Origin of the sequence: Actinoplanes sp. NPDC026623, from assembly GCF_040638275.1 — a bacterium.
In the GTDB taxonomy this organism is placed as follows: domain Bacteria; phylum Actinomycetota; class Actinomycetes; order Mycobacteriales; family Micromonosporaceae; genus Actinoplanes.
The window spans coordinates 1-16,751 of record NZ_JBEZXZ010000196.1; the positions used below are offsets into that span (position 1 = coordinate 1).

Below are 16,751 nucleotides of genomic sequence, written 5' to 3' on the forward strand. Positions count from 1 at the left end.
ACGCCGACACCAAGCACGAGCCCGACGAGCCCACTACGCCCGCCGCCTCAACCTCGAACTCCAACCATGATCACGAATGGCGGCTGCCGTACTAGGCCGTCGCCCCACTGGTTATTTTGGACAACGGAGGCGGAGAAGGTGACATCGAACGTTCCCTGCGCCACCACACTCACGGCGCCCGTTCCCTCGAAATCGAAGCTCGTGATCTCGAGATCGAGGAACTCGATGGTTACTGGGCCGACATCGTCGGAGTCATCCTGGGCAAGGCTGTATCGAACCTGATCGTCGATATTAAGATCAAGGTGCCCACGAGCTGCTCGACAGCTTCGGTCAGTGGCGTCAGGCACCACTCCTCGATGATGGTCACAGCTGTGTGACCCCGATTGTTCAGCTGTGTCTCGCCGTGCGTGTCGCGGACGATGGCACGGGTCAGGTAGTCCGCCAGGGCGGGGTGGATCTGGGAGATAGCCTGCACGATCGCGGGGCCGTGTTGGACGCACGCGGCTGCCGCTACCGGATCGGTCGGGTCTGCGCTGCGAACCGTCAACATGCTCTTGGCCATCTTGTTCGCGGTGGAGAAGCTGCGCACCAGCCGGTCGATGTAGCGGATGGTGGCTGGACGTACCGATCGCCTGATGCCAGCCGGTGCCCTGCCGCGGGCTTGCCTGGATCGTGTTTCGCCGTCGAATCGGGACGCACGACGCCCTGCCGCGAGATCAGCGCTGTCCCCGCGCCTCGGGCTGGCCCGCCGACGCCGGTGCTACTGGCAGGGACGGCTGATCCTCGGCCTTGATCTTGGATGTCCGTCGAACGGGGCATGCCCCATCATGATGAAGGTGCGGTCCAAACTCGCGGAGATTGATCAACGACCGAACCGATCCACGGGGTCGAACCCGCGGGCCGCTGGTGTCACCACTCGCGAGCCCGGCCACCCCAGCAGTCTGCCGGGTGAGCCGGTAGGCCCCGCAGGCGGCCTTCTGATAGCCGCTCACATTTCGCGTTTTGTCGACGCGGCCATCACGCTGAATCGCCGTGGAGGCGACGGCGAAATGAATGGTCGTTATTGATAAACGCAAGGAATTGGCCGCCGCTGGGTGTGGCAGGTCCGGCGGGCCGCGCGTGCCATACTCGACGAGTTGCAGTCGACGCTGCTCACCCAGTGTCCTTGGAGGGAGCGGAAACTCGGATGGATGTGGCCGACGGACCTCGGCATGCCCTACTTGTCATAGACCTGCAGCGGGACCTGTGCCATGACGGTCGACGCCGAGAGCTGGTGAAGCCCGCGGTGGCGAACATTGTTCGGCTGGTTGACCACTGGTCGGCGCAGGGACTGCCCGTCTTTTACACAAAATTCGAGCTGGACCCTGATGATCCGCAATTCGACCGGTTCGGTGACCGGTACTGCGTCCGCGGTACCGAGGGCGCCGAGTTCATCGACGATATCCTGCCGCTGCGCGGCACGGTGGTGGCGAAGTCCAAGCACTCCGCCTTCTTCGACACGGCCCTGGAGAAACTGCTGCGCGACGCCGGCTGCGACGGTGTCGTCCTGACCGGACTGCAGACGCAGATCTGCATCCTCACCACCGCCGCGGACGCCTACCATCGCGGACTGGACGTCGTGGTCGTGGAGGACGCGGTGGCGTCCACCCGCGATGACGTACGTCTGCAGGCGATCGAGTGGATCCACAAGTACGTGGGGACGTCCACCAACACGGCCAATCTGCTGGAAGCATGACCACGCGGCGCGTTTCGGAAGGCGACCGGCTCGGCCTTGCCGCTGGGGACGGCCTCGGGGCGAGCTCGGCACTCATCGACACCCTGATCGCTCCGCTTCTCGATCTCCCCGACGTCCGTGAGGACGGCTTCCGGCTGGCTCAGCGAACCGAACCTCGCGTGATCACGTCCGACGTGTTCAGCGTGGACCCGCTGATCTTTCCCGGGGGTGACATCGGGCTGCTGGCCGCCACCGGGGCCTGTAACGACCTGCTTGCGAGCGGGGCGAGGATCACGGAGGCGGCGCTCGGCATCTTCGCGGCCGCCGACCTGGAGAGGGCGACACTGCAGCGCTGCCTGGAGTCCTTCGCCGCTCCACTGGCCGAACTCGGTGCGTCGGTTGTCTGCGGAGACACGAAGATCAGTCCGTTTCGTGAACCCGAACTGCTGCTGTTCGTCACCGCTCTCGGTGTCGCACTCTCGCCCCAGCGATTCGACATGGCGGACACCGAGGCCGGTGACGTCATCATCGTCACGGGGGCACTGGGCGATCACGCGATCGCCGTGCTGTCCGAGCGTGAGGGCCTTGGGTTCGAGGCCGTCGTACGCAGTGATGCGCGCCTGCTCAACGGCCCGATCGAGGAGCTGATCGGCGCCGGTGAGCTGCACTCCATCCGCGATCTCACCAGAGGTGGGCTGGTGGGAGGCCTCTGGGACGGCTTCCGGGCGACCGGGCTCACCTGGAGCGTGCGAGAGGAGTCGATCCCCGTCCACCGGCCGGTGCGGGCCGCCGCCGAAATGCTCGGCCTTGACGTGCTGACGCTTACCAACGAGGGATGCATGCTGCTCACCGCTCGAGCCGAGCACAGCGAGCATGTGATCGAGACTCTGCGAAAGTGGCCGGAGACCGCCGAGGCCGAGGTGATCGGCACGGTGGCCCGGGGCGGGGATGTCCTCGGTCCGCAGCTCATCAGCGATCGTCGAGGTCCGAAGCTTATTCCGATGCCGGGCGGTATCGGGATCCCCCGCCTCTGTTAGATCCCGCTCATGAAGGGACCCCTACGCATGACGCACACGCGGCTGGCTGAGCAGTTGTTGCGCGCCTGTACCCGGTGGGGGCAGGAGGCGACGGCGGTCTTGGACGTCGACCGGATTGTGTCGCAGGCTGCGGCCTTGGTACGCGAGCCGGGCGGACAGCGTAAACCCGACCTGGATTCGGCTGTCATTGTGACCAAGGCCCCGCACGCGGGATCGGAATCCTCGGTCATCGCGATCGTGGCGCGTTGTCTGGCCTTTGGTGTTCACGTCCAGCGGGTGGTCCGGATGGAGTCCGACCAGGCCGAATCGATCGCCCGCGCACTCTATCCCGACGTGTGGCTCAATTTCGTGCGGATGCCGGTAGGCCAGCGCGCCTGGGATCGGCTGGCGGAGGTTTTCGACTGCGACGACTATGAGACGATCTTCGGCTGCCGCTACAGCCCGACGGCCGTGGTCACCGGATACCAGGCGGTTCAGGACAACCGTCTTTCCGAGACGGAGTTGATGGAGATCTGGCAGACGGGCCGGGAACCGTTGCCTCGCGACGCCGCCGCGCAACATTACGGCCAGGCGGCGGCCGATCTCATTTCTCCCGATACGGCGACCGCCGCGTATTTCTGGTATCGCGGCAGATTCCCGATCGGTATCCACCGCATCGGCTCGAGCCTGATGGCGTTCGCCATGCGCCACCCTCGGCTCTACGGTGGACGTCCGATTGTGCTGCTCAACGGGCAGTTCAGCCTGCTGCCGCAGCGGTTCCGCGGAAGTGGTGACGCGGGGGCGGTGGTGATCGAGCTGGGACTGACCGACGCGACCACGATCCCCGATCTTCGACGTCGGCTGATCGGTGATTCGGACGACCCGCGCGAGTGCCGCCCGGGCTCCATCCGCCGCGACGCGTACGACGGAGATTTCGAAACGGACGCGCCGGAGACGGTGGTCACCGCGTGGGCCAACGCGGTTCACGCGAGCGACGGTTACCTGGCCGGTGCCATCGAGGCAAGCGCCCTGCTGGGCGCGGAGAGTGGCCGCGAATTCAGGCAACGGCTGGAGAGCCTGGGGTACTCGTCCACCGAGATCGACCTATTGATCATGAAAGACCCGGTCATCGCGGCCGACGGCGACGAGCAGCGGTTGACGAAGCGAACTGCCATGGACGATCGCGAGAGGTGCCTCGAGACCATCCAGAGGTTCTTCCCGCCGCTGGAACGGTTCGCCTTCAGCGGCACCGCACGATTTCCGCTGTCGGCGTTGTTGGATCGCCGGCCCACGGACCGATCGGCAACGGCGATCAATCGGCCTGCTCCGGAACTCGTCAGCCGCTTCCCGCTCGCGCCGCCGTCGGCCGTCTCCGATGCCGCCTCGGCCGCGCTGGTTGCCGCGGGGGAGACGTTGATCGGGCGCAACGGTCTGGCGATCATGACTCCCTGCGCCGGATCGGGGGGTCGATTCGGCGGATACCACGTGCCGGAGGGCGACCTCGCGCGTCTCAAGCCGCTGTTGGGGCTGTTCGACGTTGCCGGCCGGCAGGTGAGTGCGATGGACGTCCGGACAGCTCACGTGCGTGCTCTCGGCCGCAGATTCGGTGTCGTGCCGCCGATGCTCGTGTCCTGCAGCCACCAGACCGAGCCACACCTGCGCCGGTGGGCCAGAGGTGCCGCGGACGACCTGGACCTGACCACGGCGAGGGTTCCGGTGATGTACCGGCTGCGGGTGGACCAGACCGGCCCGAACTCCGCGCTCCCGGCCGCGACCAGCGCCGACCAGATCCTGCGTGACCTCGACGGATCGCCGCTTCTCAAGCCGGTCGGAAGTTTGGGGATGCTTATCGCGGCGGCGTGCTCCGGCACCCTGAGGTCCTGGGCGGAAGGCGGTGTGCAGGTGGCTGTAACGGCGAACTCTGACGACGTCGGCTTCCGGGTGGATCCCGCCATACTCGGTCTTTTCGTCCAGCGCCCTGCTCTGGACGCGGTCGTGCTGACCGTTCGGCGCTCCGGCGCCGTGCGTGGTGGCCTCCTCCGCGAACGCTCCGTCGGGGAGGGCTGGTCGGCCTACATCGAGGAGCACGCCGAGGCGTCAGGCAGCGGATTCGACCAGTTCAACACCAACCAGATCTACGTTCGAGTCAGCTCCGTGCGCCGTGCTCTTGGCGGAGACGGCCCCGACGAGGTTTACGAGGCATGTCGCCGGCTGCCGCTCTACTTCGAGCAGAAGCAGGTGAACGTGGGCGGTGTGCAGGTGCCGACGTTGCACGGCTATCAGACGTGTGCGGACATTCTCCGGCTATTGCCGACGGTCCTTGCGCTGCGGCTTTCCCCTCACCCGGAGCCGGGCCAGTGTGGCGGTTACGCGGCGCTGAAGTCGGCCGCCGATGTGCCCGGTGCGCAGGAGATCCTCACGGCCCTGGTTGCCGCCGGCGATAGGCTGGAGTTGCCGCCCATCGGACAATCGGCAGGAGCGGTCGGTCCGTGACGGCTGATCTCCGGGCTGCCCTCGCCCAGCAGCGTGGTTGTGTGGCACAACGCGTACTCTCTTGATTGCTGTGCGAGAAGATCGGGACCTCGAACACCGGTCCGAAGTGGAGTTCATGTGGCGAATGCGGACATATGGTGGGATGGGCCCGACCGTGAAACCGCCGCCCTGATCGCGAAGCTGGGCGGCAAGTCCGTCGTGCAGCGCGCCGTCTCCGATGTCCTGCCGGGCCGCCGGGTCAAGTTGTGTGCACTCACGCAGGGCATCTCAGGCAGCATCGTCTTCCTGGCATCACCGCAGCGGATTCTCGGCGACGGCCGACGGGTCTCCGAGGTCGATGGGGTGCTCAAACTTGGTCCGGCGCGGTTGCTGGCCGACGAAATGGATCGATACGATAAGTGGGTCTCGCACTTGCTGGCGCAGTCGAGCCACTTTCCACCCCTCGATTCTCCGCCCGGCCTCGCCGAGATAGCCGCCGCGGCCCCGACCGAAATCCACGCGTTGCACTACCGGCACGTCGGGCACGTCACGTTCGGTAACCGATTTCGTGATCTCAACGCAGCGGGCGATATCGACGGCGCCTATCGCCTGGTGGAATCCCTTCTCACCATTTTGCGCCCGTGGCAGGAGATAGCGGAGCCGATCGGGTCCGAGTCCCTGACGGCGGGTGGCGTCTTCGCCTTCGACCGCGATCCGTTCGGCGAGTTCGACGAGGTCTGCCAACGGCTCAACACGGCTCTGGGCAATGATGCCGATCTGATCGACCCCGACCAGTGTGACGCGATCCGGCACCTGTGGGCACCGGACACCCTCTCCTCGGAGCGCCAGCTGAGATCCATCGTGCATGGCGATCTGCACGTGGAGAACATCCTGTTGAACAACGGTGACAATGCGACGCTCATCGACTTCGGGGCGACCGGCGAGGGACACTTTCTTCGTGACCTCACCACCCTCGAGGCCCACCTGGTCATGCGTGCCCTGTCGCCCCCGGGCGACGTGGTCGGTGACGAGCAGAGGAACTTCGTGGCCGACGTCGCCTGCCTCTATTCCTCGGACGCCTTCGCCGATCCGTTCCAGGAGATCACTCGCAGCCCCATGCATGCCGCCGTCATGCGGCTACGGCGTTACGCGCTGTGCTGCCTGATGCGCGGCGACCTCAATTACATGCCGCAGTACGTCGTCGGGGTTCTGCGCCATGCCATCCGTGTCTGCACTCGCCGAGATGAGAACCTCACCGAAGGGCAGCGCTGGATCGCCGCCAAGATCGCATTGCAGCTCCGGGACGCCCTCGTCATCGAGGGCAGACGGCTGCTGATCCGGGAGTCGTCCACCGCGAAGGGCCTCGGCCCGTACTCCTTTCTGGGGCCGCCGCCGAGCCCTCCGATCGACCCCAGCCAGTTGCGGGCGCCGAAGCTGGGTCCGTGTACCCCGGACACCTGGCTGACGATGGCACGACTGTTCCTTCAGGCCCGGAGGGTCGACCTGCTGGGCGTCGCGCCGGCCCAGCTGATATCCGCGGTTCTCAAGGTCTTCGACGAGGAGGAGACCGAGCTCCGCCCTCGCTTGCGGTATGTGACGCTTCCTGCCTTCTTGGGTGAGGGCGCCGGCGAGGCGCTCGCGCCCAACTGGAACGCGGCCCTCATCGGGATGCGCAATGTCGTGCGAAGCCTGCCCAACGACCGCTCGTCGATCGTGGGATCGGCGCCGGCGCCGAGCGGCGTTACCACCAACTGCCTGGTCCGGGTGGTCGGACAGGATGACCTATCGACGATCTATCTGTTAAGTCAGGTGGCCAGTCCGGGCGTGGTCGACAGCCCCTACGTACTGGCGGAATTGGCGGATGAGGACGGGCATATACTCGACGTGATCGAGAAAGCGACAGCCCGCGCCGAGCCGATCATCATGCGTGAGGTCGACTGCCTGCCGATGGACGAGGTGCCGACGGAGGCGTTGCCCGACCTCATTCCGCCGACAGCCTTCCGGCTGACGAACTACGGCGACACCGCGCCCCGCTCGCCGAGTATGTTGCCGGTGGCCGTGACGATCCTTCGCGGCGCGAATCGCCCCTATGGCCGGCAGGTCCTGGTAAAGGTGCGCTCCCCGCTGTGGGATATCGATGACTTCGGTCGCCTGTCGTTCCTGAGCGCGCGGATTCTCGCGGACGATGTCGCTCGCGCGTACGGGAAGATCATTCCCATGCCGGAGGACGACGAGGACGCCTTCGATGCACTCTGGGAGAGCGTCGGCACGCCGGAGCCGTTCCTGCTGACAGAAAATGTGTTCGTCGAGGCGGCGATGCGGGACGTCTACCAGACGACGCTGCTCGATCTGCCGCCCGATCGATTCATCAGCCGGGGCTTTCATGTGTTCGACCGGGAGGACGGCCAGATCCAACTCGGCTTTGCCGTCTTCACGGTGGATCTCACCAAGAACGAGCTCTCCGAAGCCCGCCGAGCGTGCCAGTCCATGAACGGTACGAGTGGCGGTGACCTGCTGCGCATCATGCGCGTGGACGACCTGCTCAGCGGCAAGCACCAGGTCAATCGCATCATGCGCGACCGGCCGGAGTGGCTGCTGAAGCATTGCCTAGGGCGCAACGTCGACTGAGCTCGTCCGACCTACTTCCACCGGTCCTGTCCGCCGTCCTGATCGGCGATGCCACCGGACGATTCGACAATCAAGCGTGCCACGATCATGCGTTGGCCGGTCGGGGTGATGCGCCCCTCATCGAGCAGGGCCTGAGTCGCACCGACAATCTTTTTTCGGTCGGCGGTATCGAGCCCGGTGAGCGCCTTGTAACCGGCCAGGAGTGCCTGCAACTGCTCAAAACTCGATCTCGGCTGCTTGAGTGCGTCGACGATCCGGTCGGTGTCGGCCACCTGGCTGTCGCCCTGCATGATGCCGAGGGCAAACACTCTCTCGCCATCCGTGCCACCGTCGTACATGTCCCTGATCTGATCCGCGGTCCACACGCCGGAATCGGCCGAGCGGCGGGCGGCGGAGACGACGCCCTCCATCTCCAGAGTGCGGGAGGAACCGGGCGCCAATTCCTGACGCAATGATTCGTAGCGGCGCGGAAGATTCTGCGCTTCGGCCAGGATGCGCACGGCCTCGTGCCGCAGCTGCCGTGCCTCCTCCTGGTTGCCTACGTTCTGTTCTGATTCCGCCGCGACGAGGACCTCGAGGGCGCGCTCGGTGTCACTGAGCGCGGGTGCCAGATAGAGACGCGTCAGCAGCCAGACAGCCAAGAAACCGAAGATGGCGAAGTAGATGATGAGTGCGGCGGCGTATACCTTGCTCGCCGGACCGGTGCCCACCGCCGGTGCGACCGTGTCGATGAGGCCGCCACCCATTCGTCGAAGCGAGGCCAGCTGGATCAGCCCCACACCGACCAGAATCTTGGTGAGCCAGTCCGAAATCTGTTCGAGATTGGTATTCGCGCGATAGCGGGCCCTGGTCCGTGAGGAGGCGGAGGCGTCGTCCCGATCGGAGTTGTCGGTGGCCGCACGCGGCACCCCGAACAGAAAGCCGAGCAGGCCCCCGGACAGCGCGGACGCGGCGGCGACCATCAGCGAAATCGTCAGGACGGAGAGGTCGCCGGCGGCGATGGCCTGCATGAGGACAACAGCGATGCCGAAAGCCGGGGCGATGATCAGGGTGAGCCAGCGGACGCGACGGTTTCCCGCCGACCGGGTGGCCTTGGACGCCATTGCTGCTCCCTCGTGCGAGCGGTGCCGTCCCGCGGCGACGCTTCGCCATCGCGATCTCCGCATGATGGTGGCACACCTCGAGGCGATTTCCCATCGTGTCCGATGGCCACTTGAGTCATCGGCGCGGTCGCGTTGTACCGGATTCGGCCGGGTGCCACGATCGCGTCGATCGCCGACACCCGGATGTCAATCGGGAGACGTTCCGCACCTGGGTCCACGCGCCGAAGACCAGCGGCGGGGCACTTCCGGGTCCGCTGCCCCGGCCGTGAGGCCGGCGGCGGGTTCGGTCGAGGACGAGAACATCGAACTGCGCCGGCGGGTCCGGGAGCTGGAGCAGGAGCGGGACATTCTGCGGAAGGCGGCCCGGTATTTCGCCGGCGAGACACGCTGGTGACCGCTTCCAGTTCCTCGCCGACCACCAGGCACGCTACGGCGTGAAGCAATTGTGCCCGGTCCTGAGGATCGCCCGGTCGGGCGCCCGAGATGCGGGAGCAAACGCTGAGCAGGGCGCACGTGTACCGGTCCTCCCGGTTCAGGATTGGCGGTGGGCGCGCTCGACTACCTCGTTCTCCTGTAATGGCTGGGCATGATGACTCAAGCACATGGGCGCCTGGATTCTCGTGAAGTGGGTGCCTTCGCCGGCCGCATAGAACATCCCGGCGCTCATGCCGCTGAGATTGTCCAGCGAGGCGTTACGGGACTCCGCCATGTGTTGGGCGGCAGCGATCTGAGCGGGCGAGGTGAGCCGGCCGATGAATTGATTGGTCGCGTTTCCGAGTGCCTGGTTGTGAATCCCCTTAGGTGCCTGCGAGGCCAGCACGACGCCGAGGCCGTACTTGCGAACCTGACGGATGATCTCGATCGTGCTCTCGGTACTTGGGTTCGCGCCGATCGACGGAACGAAGTTCTGAGCCTCGTCCATCACCAGGAGACCGCCGAGGCGTCCGTCGCGGGCGGGGTGAGCCTTGAACCAGGAGAACAGTGCGGACTGGAGTCGGCTGACGAACCGAGGCACCTCCTCTTTCGAGAGCCCCACGAAATTGATTACCGAGATACGCGCGGATTTTCCCGTCGAGGGCGTCAGCAACATGCCGGGATCCGCAGAGGTGCTCGACTCGTCGAACAGGCGATCGGTGTCCGCCATCGCCTCCAGCGTGTCTGCGATCTGCGTTGCGATGCGTCTGGTCCGGCTGTTGAGAAGGCCGTCCGGTGGTTCATTGAGGAATTCGACGAAACCGGACAACGTCCGCTTGCCGCCGCTCACATAGGTCGCCAGCGCGCGTTGCAGGACACCCAGTTGCTGTATCGCGCGGGCGCTGCTCCCACGTATCCCGGCCTGGGGCGCGAGGCCCGCGACGGTGGAGGCGATCAGACGTTTGAAGTCGTCATCGTCACCGAGCACCGGGCCGAAGTCGGGCAGGGGATGAAACGAGAGCGGACGGCCGCGCCTGAGCCCAGGCGTCCATACCAGCACCTCGGTCTTCTCGAAGTAGCGTTTCGCCTTCTCGCCCTGCTCTTTCGTCCATCCCTCCGGTGCCTGTGGCCAGCGGTCTCCGAGCCGGCCGAGGTCGTCGTTGGGGTCGAGGACGATGGCCGAGACGCCCTGCAGGGCGCACTGCTCGATGAGGTGTTTCACCAACACGGTCTTGCCGGAGCCCGCCGCGCCCACCACCACGGTGTGCTTGGTGAGCTGGCGGGCCGCAACGAGGAAAGGATCGCCGCCGCGGGTTCTCCTGCCGACCTCGATATCCGCCGTCTCTTCGCCGGTCTCGGCCCATTCCTGGTCAGGTGCGCCGCCGAAATGCTGGCTGAGATCGTCGACCATGGATGCGAACAACTCGGTCCGGCCCGCGGGCCGAACGCTGCGCAGCCAGGGATCCAGTCCGGGTGGCCGCTCGTCGAGCATTGTGCGCAGGGCGGCCAGTGTCCGTAAATCGGCACCGCTGATCGGCACCGGCCGTCCGCCACGCGCGACGAAATCGTCTTTGATCTCCGTTGTCTTGACCCCGCTCGGGTAGCCCGTGTTCCGCAGCAGCGTCAAGTGGCGCGTCGTCAGATCCTTCGCAAGTCCGGCCTCGGCCACTGCGTCCCGAATCCGATTCTGCGCCGCGATGGGGTTCTCGGCCGCGATCGCTCGGAAGGACCAGTGCTCTTCCTTGTCGGTCTGCTCGTCGAGCGTCAAGCGCAGCCTCGCGTGCAGCGCGACCTTTCCGCCGAAGTTTGCCTCGACAATGAGCTTGGCCTGGTCCGCGCCGAGTTCATAGCTCAGGCTTAACAGGCCGGCCTCCAGCAGCGAGGGCATGATCCTGTCCTCGCTGGCCTTGTCCAGCGGTGTCGTGTCGTCCGCCTCGGCCCGCAGCTTGTCGAAGAGGTCGGTGAGGGCGTCGAAGTCAACGGCTACCTCCGCGGGCGTCGCCCCGGCAGGAATGACCGACTCGTCCAAGGATGTCAGCTCGGTCACCGCGCCTTTACGCACGCACGATGCGATGTGCTCCGCCACCCGGACCAGGAGTCGGCGTGCCGTGTATCGGGACTCTGCCTCTGCGAGGGCCTGATCGGTGATCGGCCAGGTGTCGTACGGCGCTTCGAACTGTACCGACTCGTAGGCGGACCGCAGCCGGCGGCTGACGATCGCCGCGGCGGTGGCCTTGTCCGGGATTCTTCCCAAAGCCGGCAGCACGTCGAAGCGGTCCAGGGCGCTGGTGACGGCTGCGGCTCGTGAGATCTTCTGCCAGGTGTCTTCCTGACAGGCAACGATCATCAGCGTGCGGCGGGTCTCTTCGCGCAGTCCCATCAGCCCGGAGGCCACGTCACCGCTCATGCGTTGGGCTATGCGGCTCTCCTTGTCGGTTGCGGAAGCCAGCGAAACCTCGGAGGCACGAACGAGGTCGTCAAGCTGATCGAACGCGAAAACCAGCGGGCCGGCCAGGGCAAAGATCCGGGTTAGGTCGCGTAGCAGCAGCTGGGCCGGCCGTCTCCTGGTGGAGAGTCCCCATTCGGTTCGGGTATCGACTGTGCTGGGATCGTCGGCGAAATAGGCCTTACCGTTTTCGACAGCGTCTCCGTCGGAGGTGAGCAGTACGAGGGCGCGAGCGGTGTCAGCGGCTTCATTGCCGACCTGCCGGTCAAGGCGCCGGATGCCGTCCACGAATGCTTCTATGGCGTCCCGAGTCAACGATTGCTCACCGAGAAGCTCGGCGCGATGGCGTGGTTCCAGGCCGGTCTTCGTGGCGAGCGAGTCGAGAAGGTACAGAAGCTGCTCGGGGCCGGCCTCCTCTTTGCGGTAAAGACTGTCGATCAGGCTGCCGGTGGCGCTGGTCCAGAAGTCCTGGCCGGCGACCAGCTTCATGTAGAAGAAGAAGCCGCCCTGCTGCTGGATCTCCTGCCGGACCCATCCCAGGAGATGCGTCTTGCCGCAACCACGATCACCCTGCAGCACGGACACGGTCGGGTTGTGATTGTGCCGCAGCGCGTTCATGGACCTGGTGAGGCGTCGCGAAATATCCCGGTGAAGGCCCTCGACGTGGTGCGGCACCAGTGAGGCCCACACCTCCTCCGCGGTGAGAACAGGACTTACATATACCTCTCCGAGGGCCTCGAGCTCCTTGCTCACGCCGCCACCTCGATCTTCAACAGGTGGCGACTCTCTCCTCCGATCTTGACCGCTGCTTCCCGGTCCGCATCACCGAGGGACGACTGAAGGAACTCCTCCTTGAGGTCCACCTCAGGAAGATCGACCATCCGGTCGAGTTCGGCGTCCACCACGTCACGCGGCACGTTCTTGAGCCGCTGGCGCAGCGCCGACAGCTTCACCCACGAGCCGGGGCGGCGGGAGCTCAGGTCGGTGTACGCCGCGCGGATCCATGCCTCGATGTCGGGCTGGAAGAACTTCTCGAACTTTGTACCGGATCGCACCAGTTGCTGGCCAACGCTCTCCAGCACCGCGTAGAGAACGCCGGACGGAAACTTCGCGTCATCGGGGCGCCCCGCCAGGAGGGCGGACTCGCACCAGGCCAATCCCCTGCCAGACAAGGAGTATGTGTAGATTCCGCCGTCGCGATTCATAAGGATCGGTTCGTCCTTCTGACCGCTCAGGCGACTGATCTCGGCATCGGCGCGTCGACGCACGTCCGCCGTGATCTCCAGGCCCGCAGCCTCCCGGAGTTCCCTGTTCGTCACCGGGCGGGCCACGACCATGAGGGCGAACATCGAAGCTTGCCACCGTGTTGTCGAGACATCGGCCATGGCATTCCTCCTGGGGAATCGGATGCGTAGCTTCATAGGTCGGCGAGCCGGTCGGGCACCAGCTCCACGCGTCCGGTCGGGCTGGACAGCTCGCCAGACACCGTGATCTCCCGATGCTCGCGGTGCGCCGCGATCGCCCGGTCGTACGAGGCCTGGTCGGCGAGACGAACCCACACCGCTCGACGTGCGCGCTGGATCCGGTCCGTACGCAGTTCGCCGCGAACCTTGATTCGCCAACGGTCTGCGCGGGCCGTGTCGTCGTGCAGGCTTTCGATGATTCCGGTCACGGCGGCCGAGCCCGACGCGACCAGGTTCCGCAGCCGGCCGCCCGCTGCCTGCAGCAGCGGCCCGGATCCGGCGGGGAAGGGGAGTACGTGGCTCGGCGCCCCGTCGAACGGAATGGATCGCGCCCATCGGAACGTGATCTCGAAGGCGTCCTTGCGCTCGGCCCCGCACAGGTCGCCGAGCGCTTGGCACAGGTTCGCCGAGACGCCGTCGGTCACCGCATCCTCGAACGCAACCAACGCACCGGTCATCACCGCGGCTTGAGCGGCGGCGACCGACTCCAGCATCTGGGTAAGAATGGCTCGGCCGCTCAGCTCCTCACCGACGTCAGTGCGCGCGAAGGTCCCGGCGGCCAGTCGCGTCTCGACGACGTAGCTGCCGAGGCGGGTGGGACCCAGCTCGGCCGCGCGCAGCACGTCGCGGAGAACAGAGGGAGCCTTGCCGACGAATGCGAAGTGCGACCCCTGCGTGACCGTCCGGGCCGCGACGTCCAGCAGGCTACGAATCGCGTTGAACGTCTTGACACCGCTTGTCAGGGAGGTGTAACCGGGATCGTGGCCGGGAGTGAACGCCCGGAAATACTGCCGGTCCAACTGTGGAAGGGCAATCTCGGATGCGATGTCCGCCGCCGGACGATCCTCGAGATCCGCCAGACAGCGGAGGATCTCCCGGATGCGACGCTCGGCATCGCCCATGCCATCACGAGCCGGGACCAAGACCTCGAAGTCGTCCGGGTGGTGCCAGACGGTGGCCCGGCCACCGTTGGGCCGGTCTCCGGGCGAGGGCCGCCAGCCTGTGCCGGCAAGGTAGCTCGCGATGTCAACCACCTTCAGGGCGCTCGTCATCGCTGCCACCGTGTCGGCTGTGTCTCGGTGAGCTGGCGCAACGTGGCCGCCGTCAAGACGTTGGCGAGGGGAACCCTTACTGTCCGTTTGCGGGCGCGGTCCGGCTCTGCAATGGGCTGCTCGGCCTCCAGCGACAAGTAGTAGCCGAGATGCCGGAGCATGACGCCGTCGGTGAGCGACGAGGTGTACAGGTGGCGCTTGGTCGGCACGCAAATCACGAAGAGGTAGCGGCGTACCGAGAAGTTCGGTCCGGCGAGCCTGTTGAACTGCCACTCGTCGAGTCCCCGATAGGTCAGGTGACCTGCGGAGCCCGACGGCGTCGACCAGGTCTTGATCTGCGCCTCGATGGTGGGCGAGTACGTCCGTGCGCAAGTCCCCACGGACTTGAACCCGAGATCGATTCCGTCCGCATCGATGTCTTCCTTGGTAACGACAAGGCCGGCAGCCGAGGCCAGGACGCGGACGTAGTCCTCGCCGAACTTGCCCTGGTGCTGTTTCGGATCAAGCATGAGAACCCCTCGCGAGCCTTGCTCGTCGTAGTGGGAAGCCTACTGGCAGTGATCGATCGGGGTTAGTCTTGCCAGTGTCGGCATGGAGATTGCGTTCATGGTGCTCGATATGCTGGCGCGGATAACGCGGTGGTGACTTCAGCGCAAGATCCTCGTGATGCGCGAGAGTAAGTCATTGCTCCGGGCTTCGCGCGGACTCTATGGTGTCCGAATGGCGTCGGCGAATGTCGATATGTTTTTTGATGATCGAAACACTGCGCGCCAGACGCGGGGGCGTTTTCGATACCAGGACGAGTGCGTCGCGCTGCGCTGCGTCGCGAACCTTGTTTCCGAGGACGTGACCGCGGTGGTCGTCGAGTGGTCTACCGACTACATCGCACTGCTGTCCGACGGGGAGCCCGAGCTGGTCTCGGTGAAGCACCGCGATCCAGGCACCGGCGACTGGTCGATGAGTGCTCTCGGTTCCGCGGTCAACGACCTTCATCATGTCTGGCGAGCGATGGGCGAGCGTTGCCGGTGCGCGTTCGTGTCGAATACGGCTGTTGCTACCGGCGCCGTACGTGACTTCGGGGCGAAACTCGGCCGCTATGTCGAGGCGGATTCGGACGAGTTGGAGCGGTTCATTCGCGTGCTGGCGTTTCCTGATCCGCCGCTTCCTCGGCGTACGGAGATCACTGCGGTCGGCGTTCGCGACATGGCCGGTGCGCTCTCCCTGCTCGGACGCGACCCCAGGCATGCCGAGCGGTGCTACCTCGCGCTGTTGAACCGGATCGCGGCGGTCGCCACCGAGGAGCCCGACTCGCCCGAACAGCGGATCGCCCGGCTTACCGGCTCGCTGGGGGCGGTCATCGAACGTGGACGACCGCGACAGGGTGAACGGACGCTGTCGATCGCCGACCTGCGCGACCTGGTGCTGTCCGTCGAGGCCGAGTCCGGCCGGGCGCACGACGCTCCACGGCCGATCCGGGGCGTGGCCTCGGCGCGCGGTCGGCCGGCGCCGCGCGAGATCCTGGTCGGCAAGGAGAGGTTCGCGCCCCACGGTCCGGTCGAGGGTACCGACGCACCGGACCTGTCCTACCGGGAGGAGCGATCCGGTGCGCGGCCGATCGGCGATGACGCTCGCGACCTGCGTCTGGTTCACATCGAGGTCTTGCGAGCAGGCGCCATCGCGGATCGGCGCCTGGCCGAGCTCGACGACGAGATGCGCCTGCACCGAACCGTCCCCGGGCTGCCTTCCGTCGTGGCACAGGATCGGTCGGGGTTCGTGACCGAGTTGCCGTCGGGCTCTGCGTTGACCAGGGTTTACGGTGCCCCGCCGTACCCGGGAATCGTCCTGGACGCGCTCCTGCGCGCGCTGCCGACGGTCGTCCCTACGCTCGAGGCCCTGCACGCCGACGGAAGAGCGCATCGCGCGCTGCGGCCCGAAGCCATCCTCGCCTCGTGTGCTGGGTTGTCGTTGCGCGACGCCGGCCTGGCCGCGACGGCACCGGTGGCCGGCGAGGGTCCGGAGCTGTATCGAGCGCCGGAGCAGGATCGCCCGCTCCTGCTGCCACCGGGGCCGGCCACCGACGTTTTCCAGCTCGCCGCGATCGTCTTCCACATGGCGACCGGTCGGCCGGCGGACGTAGGTGCGCCGCCGCCGAGCCTGTTGCGGCCCGGTCTGAGCGCCGAGCTCGATGGTCCGCTGCTGAGCGCGCTGACCGGCGAGCCCGCGCGCAGGCCGTCGCTTTCGGCGCTGGTCGCCGAGCTCACTGATGTGCTCACGCGCGGCGGGAGCTTTCGATGCTGAGTCCCGAGATTTTGCGGGTCCGAACTCCGGTGGCACTCGCGCCCGGTCTAAGCTTTCTGTTTAACGTTGATTTCGCCGTTTCGGGGTCTTGACCTGGGATTTCCTGATGGCGGGGTAGCGGGGTGCGGGCGTGGATCGGGAGCCT

Annotated in this window: 12 protein-coding genes; 6 read left to right on the top strand and 6 right to left on the bottom strand. The window is 66.1% G+C overall.

Features of this window, described 5'->3' with window-relative positions; translation table 11 throughout:
- Window positions 1-229 precede the first annotated feature (229 nt).
- Window positions 230-589 carry a hypothetical protein gene (locus AB0F10_RS36705; protein WP_360636156.1) on the bottom strand — a complete coding sequence of 120 codons (360 nt, stop codon included), beginning with the start codon at window positions 587-589 and terminating at the stop codon, window positions 230-232.
- A 597-nt stretch (window positions 590-1,186) separates the two neighbouring features.
- Between AB0F10_RS36705 and AB0F10_RS36710 the strand changes: the two genes are divergently transcribed.
- From AB0F10_RS36710 to AB0F10_RS36725, 4 genes are all read left to right on the top strand, one after another.
- Window positions 1,187-1,735 (top strand): isochorismatase family cysteine hydrolase, encoded by a 549-nt coding sequence (locus AB0F10_RS36710; protein ID WP_360636158.1) that lies wholly within the window; start codon window positions 1,187-1,189, stop codon window positions 1,733-1,735.
- Window positions 1,732-2,751 carry an AIR synthase-related protein gene (locus AB0F10_RS36715; protein WP_360636161.1) on the top strand — a complete coding sequence of 340 codons (1,020 nt, stop codon included), beginning with the start codon at window positions 1,732-1,734 and terminating at the stop codon, window positions 2,749-2,751. The genes AB0F10_RS36710 and AB0F10_RS36715 overlap by 4 nt, the downstream gene beginning before the upstream one ends.
- Before the next feature lie 27 nt (window positions 2,752-2,778).
- Entirely contained in the window at window positions 2,779-5,223 is a 2,445-nt protein-coding gene (locus AB0F10_RS36720) for a UTP--glucose-1-phosphate uridylyltransferase (RefSeq protein ID WP_360636164.1), read from the top strand.
- A gap of 117 nt (window positions 5,224-5,340) precedes the next feature.
- Complete coding sequence (locus AB0F10_RS36725) at window positions 5,341-7,830, top strand: phosphotransferase (protein WP_360636167.1); 2,490 nt, start codon at window positions 5,341-5,343, stop codon at window positions 7,828-7,830.
- 11 nt (window positions 7,831-7,841) lie between these two features.
- Here AB0F10_RS36725 and AB0F10_RS36730 read toward each other — a convergent pair whose 3' ends face one another.
- Window positions 7,842-8,933: a hypothetical protein gene (locus AB0F10_RS36730; RefSeq protein WP_360636170.1), complete on the bottom strand. Its 1,092-nt coding sequence runs from the start codon at window positions 8,931-8,933 to the stop codon at window positions 7,842-7,844.
- Between the two features lie 265 nt (window positions 8,934-9,198).
- On the opposite strand from AB0F10_RS36730, the gene AB0F10_RS36735 reads away from it, so the two are divergent.
- The gene (locus tag AB0F10_RS36735) at window positions 9,199-9,327 is read left to right on the top strand and encodes a hypothetical protein (protein WP_360636173.1); all 129 of its coding nucleotides are present in this window, start codon (window positions 9,199-9,201) and stop codon (window positions 9,325-9,327) included.
- Window positions 9,328-9,465: 138 nt separating this feature from the next.
- Here the strand turns inward: AB0F10_RS36735 and AB0F10_RS36740 are convergent, their stop codons facing one another.
- Genes AB0F10_RS36740 through AB0F10_RS36755 form a run of 4 tightly spaced genes read right to left on the bottom strand, consistent with a single transcriptional unit; the run spans window position 9,466 to window position 14,817 of the window.
- Window positions 9,466-12,546 carry a helicase HerA domain-containing protein gene (locus AB0F10_RS36740; protein WP_360636176.1) on the bottom strand — a complete coding sequence of 1,027 codons (3,081 nt, stop codon included), beginning with the start codon at window positions 12,544-12,546 and terminating at the stop codon, window positions 9,466-9,468.
- A complete protein-coding gene (locus AB0F10_RS36745) occupies window positions 12,543-13,178 on the bottom strand; it encodes a hypothetical protein (RefSeq protein ID WP_360636179.1) in 636 nt (211 codons plus the stop codon). Before AB0F10_RS36745 ends, AB0F10_RS36740 begins: the two co-directional genes overlap by 4 nt.
- Window positions 13,179-13,210: 32 nt before the next feature.
- The gene (locus tag AB0F10_RS36750; RefSeq protein ID WP_360636182.1) at window positions 13,211-14,308 is read right to left on the bottom strand and encodes a hypothetical protein; all 1,098 of its coding nucleotides are present in this window, start codon (window positions 14,306-14,308) and stop codon (window positions 13,211-13,213) included.
- Entirely contained in the window at window positions 14,305-14,817 is a 513-nt protein-coding gene (locus AB0F10_RS36755; protein WP_360636185.1) for a DUF4365 domain-containing protein, read from the bottom strand. Before AB0F10_RS36755 ends, AB0F10_RS36750 begins: the two co-directional genes overlap by 4 nt.
- A gap of 211 nt (window positions 14,818-15,028) precedes the next feature.
- Here AB0F10_RS36755 and AB0F10_RS36760 point away from each other — a divergent pair, with 211 nt between their 5' ends.
- On the top strand, window positions 15,029-16,606 hold the full coding sequence (locus AB0F10_RS36760; protein WP_360636188.1) for a hypothetical protein: 1,578 nt from the start codon (window positions 15,029-15,031) through the stop codon (window positions 16,604-16,606).
- The last annotated feature ends 145 nt before the right edge of the window (window positions 16,607-16,751 follow it).

Excerpts from the sequence above, each read along its gene's own strand:
- AB0F10_RS36710 (WP_360636158.1), top strand. The coding sequence starts at position 1,187 with ATGGATGTGGCCGACGGACCTCGGCATGCCCTACTTGTCATAGACCTG.
- AB0F10_RS36715 (WP_360636161.1), top strand. The coding sequence starts at position 1,732 with ATGACCACGCGGCGCGTTTCGGAAGGCGACCGGCTCGGCCTTGCCGCT.
- AB0F10_RS36720 (WP_360636164.1), top strand. The coding sequence starts at position 2,779 with ATGACGCACACGCGGCTGGCTGAGCAGTTGTTGCGCGCCTGTACCCGG.
- AB0F10_RS36730 (WP_360636170.1), bottom strand. The coding sequence starts at position 8,933 with ATGGCGTCCAAGGCCACCCGGTCGGCGGGAAACCGTCGCGTCCGCTGG.
- AB0F10_RS36745 (WP_360636179.1), bottom strand. The coding sequence starts at position 13,178 with ATGGCCGATGTCTCGACAACACGGTGGCAAGCTTCGATGTTCGCCCTC.
- AB0F10_RS36750 (WP_360636182.1), bottom strand. The coding sequence starts at position 14,308 with ATGACGAGCGCCCTGAAGGTGGTTGACATCGCGAGCTACCTTGCCGGC.
- AB0F10_RS36755 (WP_360636185.1), bottom strand. The coding sequence starts at position 14,817 with ATGCTTGATCCGAAACAGCACCAGGGCAAGTTCGGCGAGGACTACGTC.
- AB0F10_RS36760 (WP_360636188.1), top strand. The coding sequence starts at position 15,029 with ATGGCGTCGGCGAATGTCGATATGTTTTTTGATGATCGAAACACTGCG.